Origin of the sequence: Pedobacter sp. G11, from assembly GCF_003860265.1 — a bacterium.
Lineage (GTDB): Bacteria > Bacteroidota > Bacteroidia > Sphingobacteriales > Sphingobacteriaceae > Pedobacter > Pedobacter agri.
On sequence record NZ_CP034190.1, the window covers coordinates 1,543,144 to 1,567,427 of the forward strand.

Consider the following 24,284-nt stretch of genomic DNA (forward strand, 5'->3'; position numbering starts at 1 on the left):
ATTTAGAAATATTCTAGATAATTTTGCAATGTGTTTTTAGTCAGTATTTTGTGTGTTCTAAATGGCCTTAAAACAAAAGATCATGAATTTTAAGAATGCTAAACAAACTATAATTTGTCTAGGGATTTAATAGAGTTCAATGAATGTTGTCTGGCTTGTGAATAATTTCTATGTTTAGAGCCTTAAACAATAATAGATGATTATGGATCTAAGTATTCTTTTGCCAATTTTGGGATTAGCATTTGTGATTTGGGCCGCGATATTTATCATTTATGGCGAAACATGGCAACTTCCAAGTGCATTTATGCCATTAGGGCTTGGTGCATACATTTATTTTGGTGCTCAGCTGTGGAATTGGATATTGCTGATGCCTTTATTTTCGATCTTCGTTTTTAATGTTAGTGCCGTGTTAAGTAATCCAAAATTTAGTGGATGGGTTAGCTACCTCAATTATTTCCTGATATTGCCAGTTGTTGTCATATACTTTTTAAACTTTCGCAGAATCTTTGCAGATGATAGCCTGTTGAGGACCATTCTCTGTGGTATATTTCTCCTCTTCATGTTGATATATGTCTCAAAATTTTGGCTTTCGGATGTAATATTGTTATTGGTAAATAAGTTTTACAGTCGTAAAATTGATAATTTAGAAACAGAGGTTACGCACCGATTTATTAAGGGTACCGGCAAAACGAGAACATTTCACGTTACCATCACAAGGTTAGGTGCAATTGAAACCTCAGGATTTTTCTATTGGTATATTGGTTTTAAAAAAATTAATCCTCACGATAAAGTAATGATAAAATTAAAAACCGGGTGCCTGGGTACAACCTATATATCGGGTTTCCCAAAATTGGTTTCCAGAGGCACCATTGTCGATAAGTACCAATAAGTAATCTGATGAGGTTTGTGGCTCATCAGATTAACGGTTTCTTACCAGCTCATTCCTAAGTTCTGAAATACAAAACTCCAAACATCGCTTGCCTCTTCAATCATTTTAGTAGTTGGCTTTCCTGCGCCGTGGCCAGCTTTCGTCTCAATGCGGATTAAGATGGGATTTTCACCTTTATACTTTTCCTGCAAGGTCGCCGCGAACTTAAAAGAATGCGCCGGCACCACGCGGTCATCATGATCTGCTGTTGTAATTAGTGTTGCAGGATAATTTACACCCGCTTTGATATTGTGAAGTGGCGAATATTTGATCAGGTAATCAAAGTCCTCTTTTTTATCACTGGTGCCGTATTCTACCGCCCATCCCCAACCAACTGTAAATTTATGATAGCGCAACATGTCTAAGACACCAACTGCAGGCAAAGCAACTTTGAAAAGCTCTGGTCTTTGCGTCATGCATGCGCCCACTAACAAGCCACCATTTGATCCACCAGAGATAGCGATTTTTGACGCGTTAGTATATTTCTCCTGAATTAAATATTCTGCAGCGGCGATAAAATCATCAAATACATTTTGCTTTTTATTCAGCATTCCACCTTTATGCCAGGCTTCTCCATATTCACTGCCGCCACGCAAACTTGGCTGTACATAAATGCCACCTTTTTCTAAAAATAACATCCTCGATAAGCTAAAGCTTGGTGTTAGACTTACCTGAAAACCACCGTATGCATATAAATATACGGGATTGTTGCCGTCCAGTTTTATTCCCTTTTTGTGAACAATAAACATGGGTACCTTAGTTCCATCCTTAGAAGTATAAAATACCTGCTTGGTTTCGTAATTGTCGGTATTAAATTTTAATTCAGATTTTTTGTAAAGTGTAGATTCAGCTTTTGCAATATCGTATCGATAAATTGTTCCTGGAGTGGTGAAATTTGAAAAACTGTAGAAAAATTCTTTGTCCTCTTTAAAAGCACTAAAACCATCAGCTGTACCTAAAGCAGGTAATTTAACTGCTCTAAGTTTTTTTCCGGTTAAGTCAAATTGAACGATATTGGTGCTGGCATCTTTCAAATAGGAAGCCCACAAATAGCCGCCACCTGTTGAAACGCCTTCTAATGCGAGTTGCGATTCTGGTATAATGGTTTGCCATTGGGCTGGATCGGCATTTTTAGGATCAACCAGGACTACCTTTTTGTTTTCTGCACCCAAATCTGTATTTACTAGCAGTTTGTCGTTAATGTTTTCAATTACACTGTGATTATGGTCATATCCTTTCACCAGAAACGAAATTTTGCTGCCAGGTTCCTTTAAATCCTGATAGTGAAGCGCATTGCCTGAAGTTCCGGCACTTGCATAGATAATTAAAAACCGTTCGTCTTCAGTTACACCAGCGCCAAAATAAAGATTCGGATTCGTTTTATCCTCGAAAATCAATTGATCTTCTTTTTGTTGATCGCCCAGTTTGTGGTAATAGATTTTTTGAAATTTATTCGCTGCTGATAAATCCATGCCTTTGGCAGGTTCATCAAATTTGCTGTAATAAAAACCGTCGCCTTTCCAGGCTGCACCCGAAAACTTTGTCCATTTCAGTTCGTCACCCAATTTCATTTTCGTGGCGATATCCATCACATAAATATTGCTCCAGTCTGAGCCTGCCTGAGCAACAGAGTAAGCTACGTACTTTTTGTTATGAGAAAAACCGATCAGTGAAACGGCAGCCGTTCCATCTGCTGTAAGCTTATTGGGATCAAGAAAAATTTCTTCAATGCCATTTAAACCCTTTTTAATAAACCATACACTTTGATTTTGCAAACCATTATTTTTGGTGAAAAAGTAATATTCTCCAACTTTAAAAGGTGTGCCGTCTTTTGGATAGTTCCAGATTTCGGTTAATCTTCGCTTAATATCATCCCGGTAAGGAATCTGCGATAGGTAATTTTGCGTTACTTTATTTTCAGCATTTACCCAGGCCGCGGTTTCTGCCGAAGTATCGTTTTCCAGCCAGCGATAAGGATCAGCGATGCTGGTGCCAAAATAGTTATCTGTCGTGCTGTCTTTTTTAGTTTCCGGATATTTCATTATTGTAATTTTTTCAGCTGGTTTTTTACCTTCATTACAGGCAAAAAGACTTATCGCAAATAAGCCTAAAGCAATTTGTTTTTTCATGCTCATAAAGATTTGTTTACTAATATATGTTTTTTCCCCGTTTCAATTTTTCATTGATTTGATTTTGCAGCCATTAAAATTTTGTTGATTTTACTTCAGGCTTCTAACTTCCGACTTCGGACTTTTTCCCCTACCTTTGAAGCCGAACATGTCAAAAAACATCTATTTCGCTTCTGATTTCCACTTAGGTACGCCGAATTACAACGAAAGTCGCGGCCGCGAAGAGCGTATTGTAAATTGGTTAAATTTTATAGAGCCTACTTGCAGCGAATTGTTTTTAATGGGCGATATTTTCGATTTTTGGTTTGAATATGCTAAAGTAATTCCGAAAGGGTTTATCCGTTTGCAAGGTAAACTGGCCACCATGGCCGATGCTGGAATCAAAATTTATTTCTTCAAAGGAAATCATGATATGTGGGTTCGCGATTACTTTACGCAAGAAATTGGGATGGAAATCATTAGCGATGAAAAGATAATTGAGCGAAACGGTAAGAGGTTTTACCTTCATCATGGCGATGGTTTAGGGCCGGGGGATACGAAGTACAAATTTTTACGAAAGATTTTCAGAAGTAAACTTTGCCAGTGGTTATTTGCCCGTTTGCATCCAAATTTCGGAATTGGCATTGCAAATGCATGGAGCCAGGGGAGTAGGGCAGCGCAAACCGAAAAAGAAGTTTTTTTGGGGGAAGATAAAGAATGGCTCTCCATTTATGCCAAAGAGCAGTTGCAAAAACAGCATTTTGATTACTTCATTTTTGGCCACAGGCATTTGCCATTGGATATTGATTTGGGCAATGGAAGCCGTTATGTAAACATCGGTGAGTGGTTAAATTACAATTCGTATGGTGTTTTTGATGGAGTTGATTTGAAGTTGGAATACTTTCAATAAAATTTTTGAAAGTCGTCCTCTCGCCTGTAGTGTAGACATCTTTGTATGTTGATCGTTTGGAAAGCAAATCTGGGGTCAAGGTTAATGCAAGTCGGGCTTTGCATTATAGTCCCGATGAAAAATCGGGAGCTGCCATTTCAATCCCGTTTATTCACTCGGTTTATTGCTGCTATTTTAGTTTGCCATGCTTATAATGTTTCAACATGGATTTAACCTTTGTTCCTAAACCCGATATAAGTGTAAAGCGCCCGATTTTTCTTCGGGACTTGAAACGTTAGCGGGGCTGTCGGCTGCCATATTTCAGCACCTTTCATTTCCAAAACCTTTTAATCTGTACAAGCCTGTTTCAAACAAATTCAGCTTTTTTCCTTATTTTCGCATTTCCTTAAATTTTAGCTAACGCTGGATGCAGGGAAGTTCAATACAAAAAATAATATGTTAGATAAATTAGAAGCTATAAAACTGCGCTGGGAAGATGTAGAAGAATCGTTGAGTAATCCGGATGTAATTCAGGATATGAAGCGTTTCGCGGCTTTAAACAAAGAATATAAAGACTTGGGCAAAATTGTAGACGAATATAAAATCTACAAAAATGTGATGAGTAATATTGACGCCAACAAAGAAATTTTAGCGGTTGAAAAAGATCCTGAAATGCGTGAGATGGCAAAAGAAGAACTGGATTTATTGCTGAAGCAACAGGAAGAAATGGAAAGCAATATCCGTTTAATGTTAATTCCAAAAGATCCTGAAGACGCTAAAAACGCTGTGTTTGAAATCCGTGGCGGTACAGGTGGAGATGAGGCTGCTCTGTTTGCAGGCGATTTATACCGCATGTATACCCGCTATTTTGAAACCAAAGGCTGGAGAGTAGAAACGGTTGATGTTACGGAAGGAACTGCTGGTGGTTACAAAGAGGTGATTTTGAAAGTTAGCGGCGATGATGTTTATGGTCAGTTGAAATATGAAAGTGGTGTGCACCGTGTTCAACGTGTTCCTGATACCGAAACGCAGGGTCGTGTACATACCTCGGCAGCTTCAGTTGCGGTTTTACCAGAAGCTGAAGAGATTGATTTGTATATCAACCCAGCTGATATTGAATTGCAGACTTCACGGTCTGGTGGTGCAGGTGGACAGAACGTAAATAAGGTAGAAACCAAAGTACAGTTAACCCACAAACCATCCGGAATAGTAGTGGTTTGTCAGCAAGAGCGTTCGCAATTGGGTAACCGTGTAATTGCAATGGAAATGTTGCGCAGTAAGTTATACGATATTGAGTTGCAGAAAAAAAATGGCGATATTGCTGCTAAACGTAAAACAATGGTGTCTACAGGAGATCGTTCGGCAAAAATCAGAACCTACAATTATCCGCAAGGGCGTGTTACCGAACATCGTATTGGATTAACGATGTATAATCTTCCAACCATCATGGATGGAGAGATTCAGGAAATTATAGATGCACTTCAGTTTGCGGAAAATGCGGAGAAGATGCAAGAAGGCGCTGGTAATTAATTGGTTACAATTATTTTAAAATAAAATTTGCAAATAAAGATATTGTCTCTATATTTGCAACCTCGAAAGAGGAAAGAGGTTCAAACTTTAAAGTGAACAAAAGGAGTGGTAGTTCAGCTGGTTAGAATGCCTGCCTGTCACGCAGGAGGTCGCGGGTTCGAGTCCCGTCCATTCCGCAAACGAAGCCTTAACTTGTAGAAGTTAAGGCTTTTTTGTTTTCTACCGATTGATGTCATCGTGCTTAATCATTCAAATCCTTCGAGTAAAAAATATTTTAAATGGTATTCAGGTAGTTACGTGTTTGAAAAAGAAATACTCGCTTTAGATAAGGATAAACTAAATATAGTGGCTATATTTGCAACCTCGAAAGAGGAAAGAGGTTCAAACTTTAAAGGGAACAAAGGGAGTGGTAGTTCAGCTGGTTAGAATGCCTGCCTGTCACGCAGGAGGTCGCGGGTTCGAGTCCCGTCCATTCCGCAAACGAAGCCTTGACTTAGAAAAGTTAAGGCTTTTTTGTTTTTCGGGAACTATAGGTTTAAATATTGCCCTTTCTTGAAGACTACACCTTAGATCTCTTTGCTGTTATTGCTGAGCCAGCTGAGGCAATTACAACACAGGCAACAGCAATGCACTCGGTTAATGATAAGTACTCTTGCAAAAATACAAATGCAGCCAATGCAGCCATGGCAGGTTCGAGACTCATCAGGATGCTAAATGTTCTGGCTGGAAGTTGTTTCAGTGCATTTATTTCCAAAGTAAAAGGGATGGCGCTTGATAAAAGGGCAAGCGATGCACCTAAACCTAAGAGTTTCGGAGACAACTGATTTAATCCTCCGCTGAAGATCCCGAAGGGAAGAATCAGAAGCGTAGCAAATAACATACCCACAGCTACTGCTTCACCACCCTTCATAATTTTAGATATTCTCCCACCTAAAATGATATAAGCAGCCCAAAAACCTCCGGCCAACAAAGCCAGCAAAACACCCGTCAGGTTTAATCCATTGCTTGTCCAGGGTGCAATAAGGGCGATACCTATTGCAGCCAAAACTATCCAGATAAAATCAATCGCTTTTTTAGAACTGAAGATGGCCAATAGCAGGGGGCCTACAAACTCCAGTGTTACGCCAAGCCCGATCGGAATTCGTTCGATTGCCATGTAGAAAACCATGTTCATGGCGCCTAGTGATAAGCCGTAAAGTATTACATATTTCCACTGCTTAGCATTAAGCTTGGTTAAGTTAGGGCGAAAGGCCGCCAACAGTATGATTGCAGATAAACCTATTCTTAGTGATGCGGTAGCAGCAGCACCTATTTCGGGGAAAAGACCTTTTGCAATCGCGGCTCCACACTGCACACTTATAATAGATAATAAAACGGCTGGAACAGGTGGTAAGTTTATTTTGATCTTCATGCAGTTGGGAGATGATCACAAAACTACATATTCTGAAGCGGGAAAATGTTACTAAATTATTAAAGTAAAAGAGGCCCGGAATTTTCCCGGGCCTCTTTAAATGTATTTAAGATTTCTTAGCAAAATAGCTCTTGTTCATCCCTATTTTCAGTTGGGATTTTTTTAAGAAAATCATCAAATCCCGAACCTAGATTGTCAGAATAAATGCCGTAAGCATCCAGAATGTATCCTATATTTTTATCTTTATCTTCTACCAGGTAAAGAACCGAGTTGTCTGCAGGATCAGAATCACCCTCAAATCTATAAGTTTTTACAATTGTTAAATCTTCAGGTTTGTAAATGTTGCCTAAAGATTTACTTTGCATTTTGCCGTGATCTGACATCTTTAATTCATTATCTTTTCCTTTCAGCCTCAATTTCTCCAAAATTTGACTCAAAGTGTTCATTGCAATTGGCTGTTCCATAGTTATATGATTTTATACTATTTAAACAAGCTGTTTCTTAAATGGTTTTAATGTGGCGATTATAAAATCAAACCAAATGATTGTCAATGTGTTTCTTGTTAAACTAAATTTAAGATGATGAAAAAATATTTTTTAGGATTAGCTATTGCTAGTGTTGCATTTTTAAGTGCTTGTGGTCAAAAGGAAAGTAAACTTGCTACGGCAAACTTGGCCGAAACTGCGGATCAATCGAAAAGCGTTGGAACCGCTACATTTTATGGATTAAGTGATGGAAAAATTAAAATGGATCTCGAATTAAAATTTGCATCAAGAGCAGATAGTAATGTTGCAGTTCATTTTCATGAACATGGCGACTGTGGCGATATGGGTGAAAATACACATGGCCATTGGAATCCAACAAATGAAAACCATGGCAAATGGGATTCTGGGGCATACCACAGCGGTGATATCGGTAATATTAAATTAGATTCCAAAGGTGAAGCAAAAATTTCAATTACTACAGATCGATGGAGTGTACAGGATGGTGATGTTAAAAATATAATTGGAAGAGGAATTATTGTACATGGAGGTACCGATGACTATAAAACACAACCTACAGGAAATTCTGGTCCGAGAGTTGGTTGTGGTGTGATTGAAGCTGTAAAATAGATTTTTTAACCTATTAAGTCAGGCGATTAAATTTTAATCGCCTTTTTTTATGCAATTTATTTAATGCTTTCATCATGATTAAAAAACCTAAATCATATGGCAACTTTAAATGAATCGCAGCGTGGCAAGGCCACAAAAGGAAGAATGAGCAAAACCGCTCCTCGGGTAGATTTAACCGCAATGGTTGATCTGATGTTCTTGCTTACCACATTTTTCATGCTCACCACATCGCTTGGTACCTTAAATGCAGCAGACATTGCCAAACCCGATCAATGTGATCATTGTACCATGAATTACCCTGCCTCCAGAACAATGACGGTTTTACTTGGAAAGAATAATAAGGCGGTATGTTATCTGGGTACAACTGAGGATGCCGAAATGCAGACTACTACCATTACAAATCTTCCAGCAGAAATCGCAGCTAATAAAATCCGTGTAGAAAAGGCACACGGAAACAATCCTTCAAAATACATGATCGTAATTATCAAACCAACAGAAACAGCTAAATTTCAAAACTTTGTGGATGTAATTGATGAAATGAAAATTGCTGGCATAAAATCATATAGTATTGATGATCAAAATATTTCATCATCAGAAAAAGATTTTATGAAGGCAAGAGGTTTATAACTGTTTTAATCGCAAACTAAAAAAGCTTCCTGTTTATAATCAGGAAGCTTTTTACTTACATAGAAAAAATTAAATTCCGAAAGCAGATTTTACCTGATCTACATAATCCAGTTTCTCCCAGGTAAACAGCTCAACACTAACTGTTTTTTCTTCACCGTAAGGGTTTTTGAAAGTTTTGTTTACAGTTTCAGGTGTTCTGCCCATGTGGCCATAAGCCGCAGTTTCGCTATAAATTGGGTTTCTTAACTTTAATCTCTGTTCGATGAAGTAAGGGCGCATATCAAAAATTGATTCAACTTTTTTACTGATTTCGCCGTCTGTTAGATTTACTTTCGAAGTTCCATAAGTTACAACATTAATTGATGTTGGTTTAGCAACCCCAATTGCATAAGAAACCTGGACCAAAACTTCATCGCATAAGCCAGCTGCAACCAGGTTTTTAGCAATATGACGTGTTGCATAAGCAGCACTTCTATCTACCTTACTTGGATCTTTACCAGAAAAAGCGCCACCACCATGTGCGCCTTTACCGCCATAGGTATCAACAATAATTTTTCTTCCGGTTAAACCAGTATCGCCATGCGGACCACCGATCACAAATACTCCAGTTGGATTGATGTGATAAGTGATGTCATCGTTAAATAAATGTGCATACTGCGGGTATTTTGCTTTAACTCTTGGAATTAAAATTGAAACTAAATCACTTTTAATTTTGGTTAACATTTCATCATTTGCAGCGTCTTTATCTGCTCTCGAATCAGATGCAGGCTTTATAAAATCATCGTGTTGCGTTGAAATTACAATTGCATCAATGCGTTGTGGCTGATTATCATCAGAATATTCCAGAGTAACCTGAGATTTTGCATCCGGACGTAAGTAGCCGATTTCTGCATTCTCTCTTCTTAAAGTAGCCAGTTCTCTAAGCAAAGCATGAGATAAATCAAGCGCCAGTGGCATATAATTTTCAGTTTCGTTTGTTGCATAGCCAAACATCATACCCTGGTCGCCGGCACCTTGCTCCTCTTTATTACTTTTATCTACACCTTGGTTAATATCTTGAGATTGCTCATGAATGGCTGATAATATACCACAAGAATTTGCTTCAAACATATATTCGCTTTTGGTGTAACCAATTTTCTTGATTACATCACGAGCAATTTGTTGAACATCTAAGTAAGTTTTTGACTTTACTTCTCCAGCCAAAATTACTTGTCCGGTGGTTACTAAAGTTTCACAAGCTACTTTGGAGTCTGCGTCAAAAGCTAAAAAGTTATCAATTAATGCATCCGAGATTTGATCGGCAATTTTATCTGGATGGCCTTCAGATACAGATTCTGATGTAAATAAATACGACATTTATTAAATATTAGTGATAAATAAATAAGGTAATCATTGCCAAACCCTTTGAACAGGTTTTAATTTGATGGAAAGAGGTATTAGCAATTTTTTTAAGTGGTTGCAATCCGGTCCCGATGATCGGGATAGCAAATCAATCCACTTTTAATGCTTGCAAAATTAGCATATTTTCTTTATTTCAAAAATTATAGATTATTTTGTGCTTTCATTCTTACACTTTGCACACAAAGACTAATATTCTCTTCATTATTAACCCCATTTCAGGCGGTAGGGGTAAATTGCGTATTCCCGATTTTATCGATAAATATTTAGATAAGGAAAAGTTCAATGCCAATTTTGTTTTCACCGAATATGTGGGGCACGCTTCCGAATTAGCAGATGAGGCTGCATCAAAAAACTTTGATGTAATTGTGGCGGCTGGTGGCGATGGAACCATCAATGAAGTGGCTACAAAAGTTTTAAAGCACAACATTGTATTGGGTGTGTTACCGCTTGGCTCTGGGAATGGATTGGCGAGATTTTTGAATATACCTAAAAACCTTCGTCACGCCATATTAGCGATCAATGCCTTCAAAGTTGACCGCATAGATACTGCTGAATTTAACAACAAATGCTTTTTTAACCTGGCTGGTATGGGTTTCGATGCGCATCTAAGTTCCGCATTTTCAAAAGATAAAAAGCGTGGGTTGGCCGGTTATGTTAAATTGGGTTTTCAGGAAGTTTTCAATTACAAAGCAGAGCAATATCTGATTCATATTGATGGTATAGACTATAAAAGAAAAGCTTTTGCAGTTAGTGTTGCAAACTCTTCGCAGTATGGCAATGATGTTTATATCTCACCTAATGCTTCTGTAAAAGATGGTTTGCTCGATGTTTGTATTATTAAGCCGTTTTCCATTTTGAAATTGCCCGTTTTGAGTTACATCATGTTAAAGGGCACAGCAGAAACCTCTGATATGATCGAAATCATAAGGGGTAAAAATATAAAAATCCAGAGGGAACACGCTGGTCCGGTTCATGTTGACGGTGAACCCCTTCAAATGGGCGCAGAAATTGAAATCAATATCAGTCCGCTTTCACTTAAAGTTATTGTTCCTTAATTTCGTTTCCTCAGTTTACCTCAATAACTTTGTAATATGAAGCCGAAGAAAAACAGCCTTAGCGATTTGGGTGGAATCATGTATTCTACAAATCCGGAATTTGAATATCATGAAGAGGTTGATGATACTACAACGCCCCCAAATAATCAGCAAGATCTAAGGGTAATGCTCGATAAAAAAAACAGGGGAGGTAAAGCCGTTACACTCATAACAGGTTTTAAAGGAAAACAAGATGACCTTGATATTCTGGGTAAAATGCTAAAAACGAAATGTGGCGTTGGTGGATCAGTTAAAGATGGAGAAATTATGATTCAGGGCGATGTGAGAGACAAAATATTGGGCATCCTTCAAAAAGACGGTTACAAAGTAAAAAAGGCTGGGGGTTAATGAGATTGAGGTATGCTGTTATGGCTAATAATATCACATTACGCCATGATTCAGATTTTATCTTAGTGTAATTTTTTAATTTTTTTTACCCTGTAAAAAACCTTGTAAATATCTGTAAATAAATAATTTACATATTAGTGTAATTGCTACAATATGTAAATTATTACGTCTTAATGCTAGTTTTTTTCGTTTAGATCTCTTTACCTTTGCTTTACTAACTAACTTATTGTTATGAGCAAAAAAAAACTGCATGTACCAGATTTGGGCTATCTGAATCTGGGTGAAAACAATGCCGTAATGTACCAATTGTCTCCAATGGAGTTAATTGATGAAGCCTTATTAAATAAAGAAGGCACATTGGCATCTTCAGGCGCTTTAGCTGTAGATACTGGTAAATTTACAGGGCGTTCTCCAAAAGACAGATTTATCGTTAACGATGAAGTAACTGAGCGAACCGTTTGGTGGGGCGATGTGAACATCAAAATAAGTCCTGCCCATTTCGATCAGTTATTTACGAAGATGACAAACTATCTTAAGGATAAAAAAATTTATGTTCGTGATGCCACTGCCTGTGCAGATCCTGACTATTCCATTTCGATAAGAGTAGTTACTGAAACCGCCTATCAAAACCTTTTTGCCAATAACCTTTTTATCCGAAAAGATAGCGATAGCCTGGGTGCTACGCCCGAATGGACCATTATTGCTGCACCTGGCTTTTTAGCAGACCCTTTGATAGACGGTACCCGTCAGGAAAACTTTTCGATCCTCAATTTCACAAAAAAAATGATTTTAGTTGGTGGAACAGGTTATACAGGCGAAATTAAGAAAGGAATTTTTTCTGTGCTTAACTTTATTCTACCTACTTACAGAAATACACTTTCAATGCATTGCGCTGCCAATGTTGGTAAAGACGGGGATACAGCCATATTTTTTGGTTTGTCAGGAACGGGCAAAACAACATTATCAGCAGACCCTAACCGGAGTTTAATTGGTGATGATGAGCATGGCTGGGGAAAAGATTCAGTTTTTAATTTTGAAGGAGGATGTTATGCAAAATGTGTTGATCTAACGGCAGAAAAAGAACCACAAATACATAAAGCAATTAAATTTGGTGCACTTTTGGAGAATATCAACTTTCATAAAGGAACTAAAGATGTAGATTACTCCAATATTCAAAAGACAGAAAATACAAGAGTTGCTTATCCGTTAGAGTATATTGATAATGCCATAATACCTTCTGTAGCTTCAGTTCCGAAAAATATTTTCTTTTTAACTGCTGATGCTTTTGGCGTACTTCCTCCAATTTCGAAATTAAATGTAGAACAGGCCATGTTTCATTTCATGAGTGGCTATACAGCCAAAGTTGCGGGTACCGAGGCGGGCATCACTGAACCACAACTCACCTTTTCGGCTTGTTTTGGAAAAGCCTTCTTGCCATTGCATCCCTCCAAATACGCAGAATTATTAGGTGAAAAGATGAAAGTGCATCAGGTTAACGTTTGGCTGGTAAATACCGGTTGGAGCGGAGGCCCCTATGGTGTTGGAAAACGCATGAAATTGAGTTATACCAGAGCCATGATTACTGCAGCTTTAAATGGCGATTTAGATCATAATCACTATAAAATGCACCATGTATTTAAGTTAATGATTCCTTTACATTGCCCTAACGTACCGGATGAAATTCTAGACCCTTCAAAAACATGGAGCAACCAGGAAGAGTATTTTATTAAGGCGTATGAGTTAGCCAATGCCTTTGCAGAAAACTTTAAACAATTCGAACAACCGAAAGTGTCAAAAATACACCAAGAAGAGTTAAAATTGTGTTAAATCAGGTTTAAAATGCATTTTTTGAGCAAAAAATTTGCAATTAGATTTTTTTTTAGTTTTTATTGTGAAAGAATTGCCTCCTGCTGAGGCAATTCTTTTGTTATACACCCTTTATGGTTACCGTAAACTAAATCTTAAGTAACGATTTGATTGTTTATTGATTTATTAATTTGTAATTTAAAATCAATTTATAAATTTGTTTTTCGCAACAAAATCAGATAACAATCGTTGTGTGTAGTACAAAAGTAAAAACAGCTAAAAATTAAAAACAAGAACTAAAACTAAAAATTAAAAAAAATGGCAAACGCACCAAAACCAACAACTGTTAAAAAAGAGAGCTCTTCAAGTGCTTCAAATGTTTTTGCAACATTAGTAATTCCTATTTGTATTGTAATCGGCTTTATCATTTGGAGATTTGTATTAGGAGATCCAGCAAACTTTATCGACAACAACAACGAAAATTTACCATTACCAAACAACTATCCAGGTACAGCTTACAAAGGAGGTCCAATTGTTGCGATTTTGATCGGGTTGTTATTAACTACAATTGTATTCTCTATTGAGCGTTTAATCGTTATTGGTAAAGCAAGTGGTAAATCAAGCTTAGATACTTTTATCATTAAAGTAAAAGGTTTATTAAACGCTGGTAACATCGAAGCTGCTAAAGCGGAGTGTGACAAACAACAAGGATCTGTTGCTAACGTAATCAAATCTGGTTTGAAAAAATATAGCGAAGTTGAAGCTGATACTAACTTAGACGTAGAGCAATCAATCGTTGCCATTCAAAAAGAAGTTGAAGAAGCTACTGCTTTAGAAATGCCAATGTTAGAGCAAAATTTAACAATCATTGCAACATTAGTATCAATCGGTACTTTGATCGGTTTATTAGGTACAGTAACAGGTATGATCCGTGCATTCGCCGGTTTAGCAAACTCTGGTGCTCCAGATCAATCAGCATTAGCAGTAGGTATCTCTGAGGCCTTGATCAACACGATGACTGGTATCGGTGTATCTACTTTAGCAATTATCATGTATAACGTGTTAACTTCTAAAATCGACAAGTTAACTTACGCAATTGATGAGGCTGGATTCAGCATCGTTCAAACTTACGCTAGTTCGCATAAATAATATTTTGAAAATATTTTTACCGGCTTTATGGAAAACCGGAAAAAAGATCATCATTATTAAAAAGTTAAAATATTATGCCTAGAATTAAAGTTAAAAGAACCAGTACCGTAACAGATATGACCGCCATGTGCGACGTAGCTGCACTGTTACTGACGTTCTTCATATTAACTGCTACGGCGAAACAACCTGAGCCTCTGGCGGTATCTACTCCTTCATCAACGTATGAATTTAAGGTGCCGGTAGAAAACAATGCAATTTTAACCATTGGTCAGGGTAAAGTTTTTTTCGAAGTGGCAGGCCAGAAAGTAAAGGCTAGAACCTTAGAGTTAATCGGACAGCAGTATAACATCAGCTTTACGCCAGAGGAAGTTAAAAAATTCTCATTAGTGGCTTCGTTTGGTGTTCCTGTTTCAGGCTTAAAATCGTTCTTAGCATTAGATGGAGGTGAGCGTATGAAACCAGGAGTTCAAACTGGAATTCCTACCGATTCTACTGACAATCAGTTGAACTCATGGGTTTTACAAGCTCGTACCGCTACAGCTGAGGTTAATTCACAGCCAATGCGTGTAAGTATTAAAGGAGATTCAAAAGAAGAATATCCGGTAGTGAAAAAAATTATTGATGTATTGCAGAAGCAAAAAGTAAACAAATTTTTATTGGTTACTAATGCAGAAGCTAGAAGAAAATAAGAAATGGCAGAATTAAACACAGGCGGGAAGAAAGCCACGCCAAGAGTCGATATGACGCCGATGGTAGATTTAATGTTCCTTTTGGTAACATTCTTTATCTTAACTACATCAATTTCAACGCCTCAGGCAATGGATATTGTGAAGCCAGATAAGGATGATAACAATAAAGACAATAGATTGGAACTGAAAGCTTCTAAAACGATGACTATTTTATTAGGTAAAAACGATAAGGTAGCATGGTACATGGGAGAAGCTGGTGCAACAGCTCCAACTTATGAAAATTTATCACAAGTTGAAAAATCGATCATCGAAAATAGAAAAGTTGCAGATGCATCTGGTGTGAAGGGCGAGTTCGTGGTGTTGGTGAAGCCAACAAGCGGTTCTAACTTCAAAAACTTTGTTGATATTATGGATGAATTGGAGATATTAAAGGTTAAAGTTCGTCAGATTGATGATGACAATATCCTTGATAGCGAAAAGGAATCAATGAAATCACAAGGTATTTTATAAAATGTTAAATCAGTAACCATGTCAAAGTTAGATATATTAAGAAGACAGTGGATTGAAGTGGTTTTTGAAGGTAAAAACAAAAACTACGGTGCCTACCAGTTGCGTAAAACCAACGGGGCCAATACCTCTCGGGCATTAATTATTGGTTCGATCGTCTTTCTTGCATTTTTCTTTGCTCCTAAAATCTATGGCCTTATTAAAGGATCAATGGATACAGAAGAAGTAGTAGAAAAGGCAAAAGAGGTTGTGATCGCTCCACCGCCCCCAGTTAATCCAGAAACACCACCTCCACCACCAGTGGAGCCACCGCCACCAAAAGTGGACCAGGTAAAAATGCCGCCTCCAATCGTAAAGCCAGATGAGCAGGTACGTGATGAGGAGCCACCAACCGTTGAAAAGCTGAAAGAAGCTGATCCAGGTCAGCGTGATATCAAAGGTGATCCAACTGCTGATATCAGAATTGCAGAGCCGGTTGGCGAAGGGCCTAAGCAAGAAGCAGTTGTTGCTGTAGATGATAACAAAGTTTATGACTTCGTTAGTATTGAAAAGCAACCTGAATACCCAGGTGGTATTGCAAAGTTCTACAAGTATCTAGGTGGAGCAATTAAATACCCGCCAATGGCACAGGAAAATAACGTTCAGGGTAAAGTATTTTTATCTTTCGTTGTTGAAAAGGACGGTAAATTAACAGATATCCAGGTTACCCGCGGTTTGGGTAGCGGAACTGATGAAGAAGCAATCCGTGTATTGAAGGCTAGTCCACGTTGGAACCCAGGTATCCAAAATGGTAAGCCAGTAAGGGTAAAATATAACATCAACGTTAACTTTACATTGAACTAATCGTAAATGTTAAATTTTGATATTTTTAAGCAAAAATCGCCTAAACAGCGGTTTTTGCTCATTTTAGGCCTAGTCATGTTTGTGCTTTATGTGGCAATGGGTCTTGCATTCATCTTCTGGGCACCATTAGCTTCCAGGTTTAATTTCATTCCGGCATGGGGCCGCATTGCAATCGGAATCTTTTTAATTTTTTATGCTTTCATCAGATTACTCAGTCTTGGAAGGCGAGACTAAAAACTTATAATGAGAAACTTTCTTTATATATTCATTCTAATCGCCTTTGTTGCTTGCAAAAGAAAAGAGAAATCCGGTAAAGTAGAAGAAACACGTACGAGCGGTACTCTGAAGATTTTGATCGATGAAAGCGTAAGCCCCATTGTTCAGGAGCAGATAGATATCTTTAGTCTGGATTATCCTAAAGCAAAGTTTGAAACTACAGTTAAGCCTGAAGAAAAAATTACACCTGCATTTTTAAATGATAGCGTTCGTGTGATTATAATGCCACGCCTTTTAACTAAAGCAGAAGAAAAATATTATACGCAAAGAGGAATCAGAATAAACTCAACCCGTTTTGCTGTTGATGGAATTGCATTAATTACCAATAAAGACAATATTGATAGCACGATTACCGTTAAAGAAGTTATCGATATATTACAAGGGAAAAACTCAGGAAAGAAATTGGTTTTTGATAACGCTTATTCAAGTACTTTCCAATATCTTAAGCAATTGGCAAATATCAGTCAGTTCCCAGCTCAAGGTGTTTATTCAAAAAATTCGAGTTCAGAAGTTATTAAATTTATAGCAGAAGATAAAAATTTTATTGGTATTTTGGGCGTAGATTGGGTTTCTGACAGAAATACAAAACTAGTTGAATACCTCTCGAAGGTTAAAATGCTAGGCGTAAAAAACTTGAAAGGTAAAGTTGGCGATGATAAATTTTATCTTCCGACTCAAGATAATTTAATCAATGGAGTCTATCCGTTCTTAAGAAACGTAAATATTATTGATTGCGAGGGTAGAGACGGTTTAGGCACAGGATTTGCAACATGGTTAAGGAGTCAGCGAGGGCAATTGATTGTACTTAAATCTGGACTAGGTCCACACAAGTTGATGCCAAGGCAAATTAACCTGACAAAAGAGTAATAAATAACAAATTATAAATTGAACCACGAAGTAATCTAAAAGACACTTCATTTTAATTAAAAAAAAACAGAATATCCGATGAAAATTTCAAAGAAAGCAATAACCTTAAATGTAGGTTTGGTGTTGATGGGTTCTGCAGTTTTTGCTCAAAATTTAAATGACGCGAAAAAAGCCATTGACGCTGAACAGTATCAAAAAGCATCATCAATGCTTAAATCATTGGTAAGCTCACAAGCTTCAAATGGCGATAATTTTTATAATCTTGGTTTGGTTTATTTAAAAACGGGTTATATCGATTCAGCTCGTGCTGTGTTCACCCGCGGTATAGCTGCTGATGCTAAAAATAATCTTAACTTAATTGGTTTAGGTGAGGCTGATATGTTGTCTAACAATCCAACTTCAGCAAAAACTAATTTCGATAAGGCTATCGAGATGGATAAAAAGAATTACAAAACTTATCTGGAAATCGGTAAGGCATATTTAGCTCAAGATAAACCAAGTGATGATGTTTCGAAACCAGATTTCACTAATGCTTTAGCCAATATTAATAAAGCTGATGAATTAGATTCTAAAGATAAAGACGCAGAAGTATTTTTAGCTTTAGGAGATGCTTATGCATTACAGAAAAAAAATTCTGAAGCATTAGGCCCATATATGCGTGTAAATGATGTTGATCCAAACAATCGCAGAGCAAAAACGCAAATTGGTAAAATGTACAAAGAATCTAGAGCTTTTGCTGAAGGTGAAAAAGAGTTGCTAGACGTAATTGCTGCTGATGCAAACTACGGTCCGGCTTATCGTGAGCTAGGCGAGCTTTATTTACAATGGAGTAGTTTTGGTACCGACCAGGCAAAAGCGAAAAAAGCAATTGAGAACTATAAAAAATATATGGATTTGACTGACAAGTCGTTAGAATCTCAATTACGCTACGCTCAATTTTTATTCTACGCTAAAGATTATCCAAGCTTAGAGCAAGTAGCATCAAGTATTCAAGCGCCTGCAAATGATCCAAAAAATGCAGTAGTGTCTAGAATGAAAGGCTGGGCTGCTTATGAAAATAAAAACTATCCGGTAGCGCTATCAAGCATGAACGAGTTCTTTGCTAAAGAAAAAGATCCAAATAGAATTATTGCATTAGATTATTTATATTTAGGTAAAGCGCAATTAAAATCAGGACAAGATAGTTTAGCTTTAACCAATATAACTAAAGCTGTTGAAAAAGATTCAACTAATACTGATGCTTTAGCAGAGGTTGCTAAAACCTACTTTGACGCTAAGAAATATGCTCAATCAGCAAAAATCTACGATAAAGTAATTGCAGCAAATCCAAATGCAAAAGGTGTTTTATACAGTTACTTTTATGATGGATTAGCTTATTACTTTGATTATGCAACACAGTATTCAGCTAAGAAAAATCCTTCGAAAGATCTTTTGGTGAAAGCAGATTCTGCTATCGCAAAGGTAGCTCAGCTTGCTCCAGAAACTACAGATGCTTACCTATACAGAGCTCGTGTAAACAGCTTGCTTGACGATGAGAAAGCACCAAAAGGTTTGATGGTTCCTCACTTCGAAACATTTATTGAAAAAGTAACAGCAAAACCTGAATTGGTAACACCAAACGCTAAAAAGTTATCTGAAGCATATGATAATTTAGGTGGATATTATTTCAATACTGATAAGGCAAAGGCTAAAGAATATTTTGATAAAAGTGTAGCAGTTTATCCAACCGGAACTTTCGCTGCAGCTAAATTAAAAGAATTATCAGCGCCAGCTCCAAAAGGAAAAGGTAAATAGTGATCACAGTTAAATAATTTAGAAAAGGCAGAGTTTGGTTACTCTGCCTTTTTCTTTTACTTTTGCATCAGAAAATTAAAATTATGCAAGCGCAAAGTACCTCAATAGATTTTTTACCAATAATATTTCAAGTAATTGTTGCCTTAGGTTTTGTAGTAACCACTTTGGTTGCAACACACTTTTTAGGGCCGAAACGTAAAACAAGTGATAAGCTTGAGGTTTTCGAGGCTGGTGTTAAAAGTGTTGGTAATGCCCGTCAGCCATTTTCAATTAAATATTTCGTTGTAGCCATTCTTTTTGTGCTATTTGATATCGAGGTAATTTTCATGTATCCATGGGCTGTTAACTTTAGAGCGCTTAAAATGGATGGAATGATTGAAATGTTCATTTTTATGGGAACATTGTTGCTAGGTTTCATTTATGTAATCAAGAAAAAAGTTTTAGATTGGAACTAAAAGCGTAGCGTGTACCATCTACACTTAGTTAAGCTGTTTTATTTATTTAGAAAGGTTCTAAATCGAGTTAAGCTAGTTTAATTGCCTTTAAAATATTGTAAATTTGTTGCTCATTCTGCAAAGGGATGAGCATTTTTTGTTTATAAACATGAGTGAAATTAATATAGTTGATGCGCCTCCAGGAACAGAAGGGCCTGGGTACTTTGCCACTTCGTTGGATAAGGTGATAGGTTTGGCTCGTTCAAATTCATTATGGCCGCTACCATTTGCAACATCTTGTTGTGGAATTGAGTTTATGGCAACCATGGGTTCTCACTACGATTTAGGTCGATTTGGTGCAGAGCGCTTAAGTTTTTCTCCCCGTCAGGCTGATGTTTTAATGGTTATGGGTACCATCGCTAAAAAGATGGCTCCTGTTTTAAAGCAGGTTTATATTCAAATGGCAGAGCCGCGTTGGGTAATGGCTGTTGGAGCTTGTGCAAGTAGTGGTGGTATTTTTGACACTTACTCCGTACTTCAAGGTATTGATGAAGTTATTCCGGTTGATGTTTATGTTCCGGGTTGCCCGCCAAGACCAGAAGCTATTTTAGATGGTTTCCAGCGCATTCAGGATTTGGTGAAGAACGAATCTGGCAGAAGAAGAAACTCTGATTATTACAAAGAACTTTTAGGTCAATACGGCATTAAATAATGGAAGAAACGACACTAAATAACAACATCCACGTTAAGCTTACTGAAAAGTTTGGCGAAAAAGTTACCGCCGTTTCTGAGCCTTATGGTTTATTAACGTTTGTGACTTACAAAGATGTTATCATCAATGTGCTTTCACATCTTAAAGAAGAATTAAAATTCAATTTCCTTACTGATATTACGGCGGTTCATTATCCTGGTAAAGACCATGGTATTGCTGTGGTTTACCATTTACATAATATGGTAGAAAAGGTTAGGGTTCGAATTAAAGTATTTATTTCAGAGCAAAATCCAACGATTCCGACTGCAACAACTGTTTGGAAAGGTGCTAACTGGATGGAGCGTGAAACCTATGATTTGTTTGGGGTTAAATTTGAAGGTCACCCTGATTTACGCCGTATCTTAAATATGGATGATTTAGGCGTTCACCCAATGTTGAAGCAATATCCATTGGAAGACCCAAATAGAGTAGATAAAAAAGACGAATTTTTTGGAAGGTAATTTATATGAATCATAACCATCCGGTATTTACAGATAACGACCCGCAAAGTGAGCTGGTAACCTTAAACTTAGGTCCAACACACCCTGCAACCCACGGCGTTTTCCAAAACGTTTTGCAATTAGATGGCGAGCGTATTGTAAGCGGCGTCTCTACAATCGGGTACATTCACCGTGCTTTCGAAAAGATTGCCGAGCATCGCCCGTTTTATCAAATTACACCTTTAACCGATCGCTTAAATTATTGTTCATCGCCTATCAATAACATGGGCTGGCACATGACGGTTGAAAAGTTATTGAACATCCAGATGCCAAAACGTGTAGATTATCTTCGCGTAATCATCATGGAACTTTCCCGTATTGCCGATCATATCATTTGTAATACGATCATCGGTCAGGACACCGGAGCAACAACAACTTTCCTTTACCTGTTCCAATTTCGTGAGCACATCTACGAAATTTTTGAAGAAGTTTGTGGCGCCCGTTTAACCACTAACATTGGCCGTATTGGAGGGTTTGAGAGAGATTTCAATGAAATCGCATTTGCAAAAATTAATAAATTCTTAAAAGAGTTCCCGGTTGCATTAAAGGAGTTTGAAAACCTTTTAACCCGTAACCGTATCTTTATTGATAGAACGGCTGGCGTTGCTGAGGTTACTCAGGAAACTGCTTTAGAATACAGCTGGACTGGTCCGCTTTTACGTGCTACAGGTGTAGACTATGATGTTCGAGTGAGTGATCCGTATTCTTCTTATCAGGATTTCGATTTTGAAGTTCCGGTTGGTACAAGTGGCGATATTTACGACAGATATTTAGTGCGTAACGAAGAAATGTGGCAAAGTGTTCGCATTATCGAGCAAGCCCTTGTAAAGCTAAAAACGGAAGAAAAAGGCATTTTTCATGCTGATGTTCCTGAATTTTATCTTCCTCCGAAACAAGAGGTTTACAATAACATGGAAGCTTTAATCTATCACTTTAAAATTGTGATGGGTGAGATTGATGCACCAAAAGCAGAGGTTTATCACGCTGTAGAAGGTGGAAATGGTGAGCTGGGTTTCTATTTAATTAATGATGGCGGCCGTACACCATATCGTTTACACTTCCGTAGACCAAGTTTTATAAATTACCAAATGTTTGCACCAATGAGCGAAGGCATGTTATTGTCTGATGCCATTATCAACATGAGTAGTATGAATATTATTGCAGGAGAATTAGATGCTTAAAGTAGAAGAACAAACACCTGTACAATTTTCGTCAGAATTGCTTGCCAAATTTGATGAAGTTAAAAGCCGTTATCCTGAAGGGAAACATAAATCAGCTCTATTACCATTATTACATTTGGTACAAGCGGAGTTTCTTTGGGTACCTACATCTGCAATGGATCAGGTTGCTGAATATTTAAACATTCAGCCGATTGAAGTTTACGAAGTAGCAACATTTTATACCATGTACTTTTTAAAACCACAAGGTAAATATGCTTTGGAGGTTTGTCGTACTGGCCCTTGCTGCCTGGTAGGTGCAGAAAAAATATTAGACCACTTAGAGAATAAGTTAGGTGTTAAAGAAGGCGAAGTTACGGCAGATGGTTTATTCAGCTTTAGAGGAGTTGAATGTTTAGCGGCATGTGGCTTCGGTCCGGTGTTGCAAATTAGCCCGGAATATACTTTTTATGAAAACCTGACTACGGAAAGTGTAGATAAACTGATTGAAGATTTAAAAAATAAATAACCCCCCGGCCCCCTGAAGGGGGAGTTTGATAACGAGGGGAAAAGTCCCCTTTAGGGGATTTAGGGGTATAAAAAATGAGTCGCAAATTATTACTTGAGCATATAAACGTACCAGGCATCAATACACTTGAGGTCTATCGCCAAAAAGGTGGGTACCGTGCCGTGGAAAAAGCCCTTAAAACTTTAACACCTGAAGAGATTGTTGAAGAAGTTAAGAAATCAGGCTTACGCGGTCGTGGTGGTGCGGGTTTCCCTACCGGGATGAAATGGAGCTTTTTGGCAAAACCAGAAGGAGTTGCACGCTATTTAGTTTGCAACGCGGATGAGTCGGAGCCCGGAACTTTCAAAGACCGTTACCTGATGACTTACATTCCTCATGCTTTAATTGAGGGAATGATCGTTTCAAGTTTTGCTTTGGGCGCAAAGGTTTCCTACATCTACGTTCGTGGAGAAATGATGCCTCAAATCCGCATTCTGGAAAAAGCAATTGCTGAAGCGAAAGCTGCCGGATGGTTAGGTAAAAACATTTTAGGGACGGGATACGATTTAGAATTATATGTTCAGCCGGGCGGCGGTGCCTACATTTGTGGTGAAGAAACTGCTTTGTTAGAATCACTTGAAGGTAAAAGAGGTAATCCAAGAATTAAACCACCATTTCCAGCTATTGCAGGTTTATACGGTTGCCCAACGGTAGTAAATAACGTAGAGTCTATTGCTGCAGTGGTGCCAATTATTAATGATGGTGGCGATGAATATGCAAAAATTGGTATCGGTAGAAGTACAGGTACAAAGTTAATATCAGCATCTGGAAACTTAGTAAAACCAGGTGTTTATGAAATTGAATTAGGCTTACCAGTTGAGGAATTTATCTATTCTGATGAATACTGCGGTGGTATTGCAAATGGCAAAAAGTTGAAAGCAACGGTTGCAGGTGGTTCATCTGTTCCGGTTTTGCCCGCTAATTTAACTTTGAAGTTAGCCAATGGCGAACCTCGCTTAATGAGTTACGAATCATTATCTGAAGGTGGTTTTGCTACCGGAACCATGATGGGCTCTGGTGGTTTTATTGCTTTTGATGAAGACCAGTGTATTGTTCGTAATACCTGGAATTTCTCTCGCTTTTATCATCACGAGAGTTGCGGACAATGTTCGCCATGCCGTGAAGGTACCGGATGGATGGAAAAAGTATTGCACAAAATTGAGCATGGTCATGGTTCAATGGATGATGTAGATTTGCTTTGGGATATTCAACGTAAAATTGAAGGGAATACCATTTGTCCATTAGGCGATGCTGCAGCATGGCCGGTTGCAAGTGCAATTCGCCATTTTAGAGATGAATTTGAATGGCACATTAAAGAGCCAGTTAAGAGTCAACAACAAAATTATGGTTTAGCAAATTACGCTACGCCAATAGAAAAAGCTCCGGTAACGGAGGAAAAATAGTTTAACAAACCGTGGTCTGTGAGGACACACCGCCAGGGTGAGCGTTTAAACACCACGTCATTGCGAGGAATGAAGCAGTCCTAATGCAATAG

Annotated in this window: 24 protein-coding genes and 2 tRNA genes; 22 read left to right on the forward strand and 4 right to left on the reverse strand. The window is 37.8% G+C overall.

Annotation, left to right across the window (positions count from 1 at the left end):
* Nucleotides 1–196: 196 nt before the first annotated feature.
* Complete coding sequence (locus EA772_RS06725; RefSeq protein WP_148093293.1) at nt 197–889, forward strand: hypothetical protein; 693 nt, start codon at nt 197–199, stop codon at nt 887–889.
* Between the two features lie 41 nt (nt 890–930).
* Here EA772_RS06725 and EA772_RS06730 read toward each other — a convergent pair whose 3' ends face one another.
* Nucleotides 931–3,057: a prolyl oligopeptidase family protein gene (locus EA772_RS06730; protein WP_124912014.1), complete on the reverse strand. Its 2,127-nt coding sequence runs from the start codon at nt 3,055–3,057 to the stop codon at nt 931–933.
* A gap of 148 nt (nt 3,058–3,205) precedes the next feature.
* On the opposite strand from EA772_RS06730, the gene EA772_RS06735 reads away from it, so the two are divergent.
* The 4 genes from EA772_RS06735 (at nt 3,206) to EA772_RS06750 (ending at nt 5,932) form a co-directional block, all read left to right on the forward strand.
* Nucleotides 3,206–3,946, forward strand: coding sequence for a UDP-2,3-diacylglucosamine diphosphatase (locus EA772_RS06735; protein ID WP_124912016.1), 741 nt, complete (start codon nt 3,206–3,208; stop codon nt 3,944–3,946).
* Between the two features lie 435 nt (nt 3,947–4,381).
* A complete protein-coding gene (gene prfA / locus EA772_RS06740) occupies nt 4,382–5,455 on the forward strand; it encodes a peptide chain release factor 1 (RefSeq protein WP_010599269.1) in 1,074 nt (357 codons plus the stop codon).
* Nucleotides 5,456–5,557: 102 nt separating this feature from the next.
* Nucleotides 5,558–5,631 (forward strand) — tRNA-Asp (locus tag EA772_RS06745).
* A 227-nt stretch (nt 5,632–5,858) separates the two neighbouring features.
* Nucleotides 5,859–5,932, forward strand: a tRNA-Asp gene (locus EA772_RS06750).
* Nucleotides 5,933–6,014: 82 nt separating this feature from the next.
* Here the strand turns inward: EA772_RS06750 and EA772_RS06755 are convergent.
* Both EA772_RS06755 and EA772_RS06760 read right to left on the reverse strand, forming a co-directional pair.
* A complete protein-coding gene (locus EA772_RS06755) occupies nt 6,015–6,866 on the reverse strand; it encodes a DMT family transporter (protein WP_124912018.1) in 852 nt (283 codons plus the stop codon).
* A gap of 116 nt (nt 6,867–6,982) precedes the next feature.
* A complete protein-coding gene (locus EA772_RS06760; protein ID WP_010602098.1) occupies nt 6,983–7,330 on the reverse strand; it encodes a hypothetical protein in 348 nt (115 codons plus the stop codon).
* A gap of 114 nt (nt 7,331–7,444) precedes the next feature.
* Here EA772_RS06760 and EA772_RS06765 point away from each other — a divergent pair, with 114 nt between their 5' ends.
* Both EA772_RS06765 and EA772_RS06770 read left to right on the forward strand, forming a co-directional pair.
* Nucleotides 7,445–7,978: a superoxide dismutase family protein gene (locus tag EA772_RS06765; RefSeq protein ID WP_124912020.1), complete on the forward strand. Its 534-nt coding sequence runs from the start codon at nt 7,445–7,447 to the stop codon at nt 7,976–7,978.
* Between the two features lie 96 nt (nt 7,979–8,074).
* Nucleotides 8,075–8,605, forward strand: coding sequence for a biopolymer transporter ExbD (locus EA772_RS06770; protein WP_124912022.1), 531 nt, complete (start codon nt 8,075–8,077; stop codon nt 8,603–8,605).
* A 69-nt stretch (nt 8,606–8,674) separates the two neighbouring features.
* Here EA772_RS06770 and metK read toward each other — a convergent pair whose 3' ends face one another.
* Nucleotides 8,675–9,961 (reverse strand): methionine adenosyltransferase, encoded by a 1,287-nt coding sequence (gene metK / locus EA772_RS06775; RefSeq protein WP_124912024.1) that lies wholly within the window; start codon nt 9,959–9,961, stop codon nt 8,675–8,677.
* Between the two features lie 218 nt (nt 9,962–10,179).
* Between metK and EA772_RS06780 the strand changes: the two genes are divergently transcribed.
* The 15 genes from EA772_RS06780 (at nt 10,180) to nuoF (ending at nt 24,192) form a co-directional block, all read left to right on the forward strand.
* The gene (locus tag EA772_RS06780) at nt 10,180–11,061 is read left to right on the forward strand and encodes a diacylglycerol kinase family protein (RefSeq protein WP_246834059.1); all 882 of its coding nucleotides are present in this window, start codon (nt 10,180–10,182) and stop codon (nt 11,059–11,061) included.
* Between the two features lie 36 nt (nt 11,062–11,097).
* A complete protein-coding gene (locus EA772_RS06785; protein ID WP_124912028.1) occupies nt 11,098–11,448 on the forward strand; it encodes a translation initiation factor in 351 nt (116 codons plus the stop codon).
* A gap of 231 nt (nt 11,449–11,679) precedes the next feature.
* Entirely contained in the window at nt 11,680–13,275 is a 1,596-nt protein-coding gene (gene pckA / locus EA772_RS06790; RefSeq protein WP_124912030.1) for a phosphoenolpyruvate carboxykinase (ATP), read from the forward strand.
* Nucleotides 13,276–13,572: 297 nt separating this feature from the next.
* Nucleotides 13,573–14,403 (forward strand): MotA/TolQ/ExbB proton channel family protein, encoded by an 831-nt coding sequence (locus EA772_RS06795; protein WP_010601914.1) that lies wholly within the window; start codon nt 13,573–13,575, stop codon nt 14,401–14,403.
* Between the two features lie 74 nt (nt 14,404–14,477).
* The gene (locus EA772_RS06800; protein ID WP_010601913.1) at nt 14,478–15,092 is read left to right on the forward strand and encodes a biopolymer transporter ExbD; all 615 of its coding nucleotides are present in this window, start codon (nt 14,478–14,480) and stop codon (nt 15,090–15,092) included.
* Between the two features lie 3 nt (nt 15,093–15,095).
* On the forward strand, nt 15,096–15,602 hold the full coding sequence (locus EA772_RS06805) for a biopolymer transporter ExbD (protein WP_010601912.1): 507 nt from the start codon (nt 15,096–15,098) through the stop codon (nt 15,600–15,602).
* 18 nt (nt 15,603–15,620) lie between these two features.
* Nucleotides 15,621–16,442 (forward strand): energy transducer TonB, encoded by an 822-nt coding sequence (locus tag EA772_RS06810; RefSeq protein ID WP_010601911.1) that lies wholly within the window; start codon nt 15,621–15,623, stop codon nt 16,440–16,442.
* A 243-nt stretch (nt 16,443–16,685) separates the two neighbouring features.
* Nucleotides 16,686–17,585 (forward strand): PstS family phosphate ABC transporter substrate-binding protein, encoded by a 900-nt coding sequence (locus tag EA772_RS06820; RefSeq protein WP_124912032.1) that lies wholly within the window; start codon nt 16,686–16,688, stop codon nt 17,583–17,585.
* A gap of 78 nt (nt 17,586–17,663) precedes the next feature.
* Entirely contained in the window at nt 17,664–19,379 is a 1,716-nt protein-coding gene (locus tag EA772_RS06825) for a hypothetical protein (RefSeq protein ID WP_124912034.1), read from the forward strand.
* Between the two features lie 83 nt (nt 19,380–19,462).
* Nucleotides 19,463–19,834: an NADH-quinone oxidoreductase subunit A gene (locus EA772_RS06830; protein WP_010601907.1), complete on the forward strand. Its 372-nt coding sequence runs from the start codon at nt 19,463–19,465 to the stop codon at nt 19,832–19,834.
* 148 nt (nt 19,835–19,982) lie between these two features.
* Nucleotides 19,983–20,525 (forward strand): NADH-quinone oxidoreductase subunit B, encoded by a 543-nt coding sequence (locus tag EA772_RS06835; protein ID WP_039472971.1) that lies wholly within the window; start codon nt 19,983–19,985, stop codon nt 20,523–20,525.
* The gene (locus tag EA772_RS06840; RefSeq protein WP_010601905.1) at nt 20,525–21,025 is read left to right on the forward strand and encodes an NADH-quinone oxidoreductase subunit C; all 501 of its coding nucleotides are present in this window, start codon (nt 20,525–20,527) and stop codon (nt 21,023–21,025) included. The genes EA772_RS06835 and EA772_RS06840 overlap by 1 nt, the downstream gene beginning before the upstream one ends.
* 5 nt (nt 21,026–21,030) lie before the next feature.
* Nucleotides 21,031–22,245, forward strand: coding sequence for an NADH-quinone oxidoreductase subunit D (locus EA772_RS06845; RefSeq protein ID WP_010601904.1), 1,215 nt, complete (start codon nt 21,031–21,033; stop codon nt 22,243–22,245).
* Nucleotides 22,238–22,750: an NAD(P)H-dependent oxidoreductase subunit E gene (gene nuoE / locus EA772_RS06850; protein ID WP_010601903.1), complete on the forward strand. Its 513-nt coding sequence runs from the start codon at nt 22,238–22,240 to the stop codon at nt 22,748–22,750. The genes EA772_RS06845 and nuoE overlap by 8 nt, the downstream gene beginning before the upstream one ends.
* A 74-nt stretch (nt 22,751–22,824) precedes the next feature.
* Nucleotides 22,825–24,192 carry an NADH-quinone oxidoreductase subunit NuoF gene (nuoF, locus tag EA772_RS06855; RefSeq protein ID WP_116168648.1) on the forward strand — a complete coding sequence of 456 codons (1,368 nt, stop codon included), beginning with the start codon at nt 22,825–22,827 and terminating at the stop codon, nt 24,190–24,192.
* The last annotated feature ends 92 nt before the right edge of the window (nt 24,193–24,284 follow it).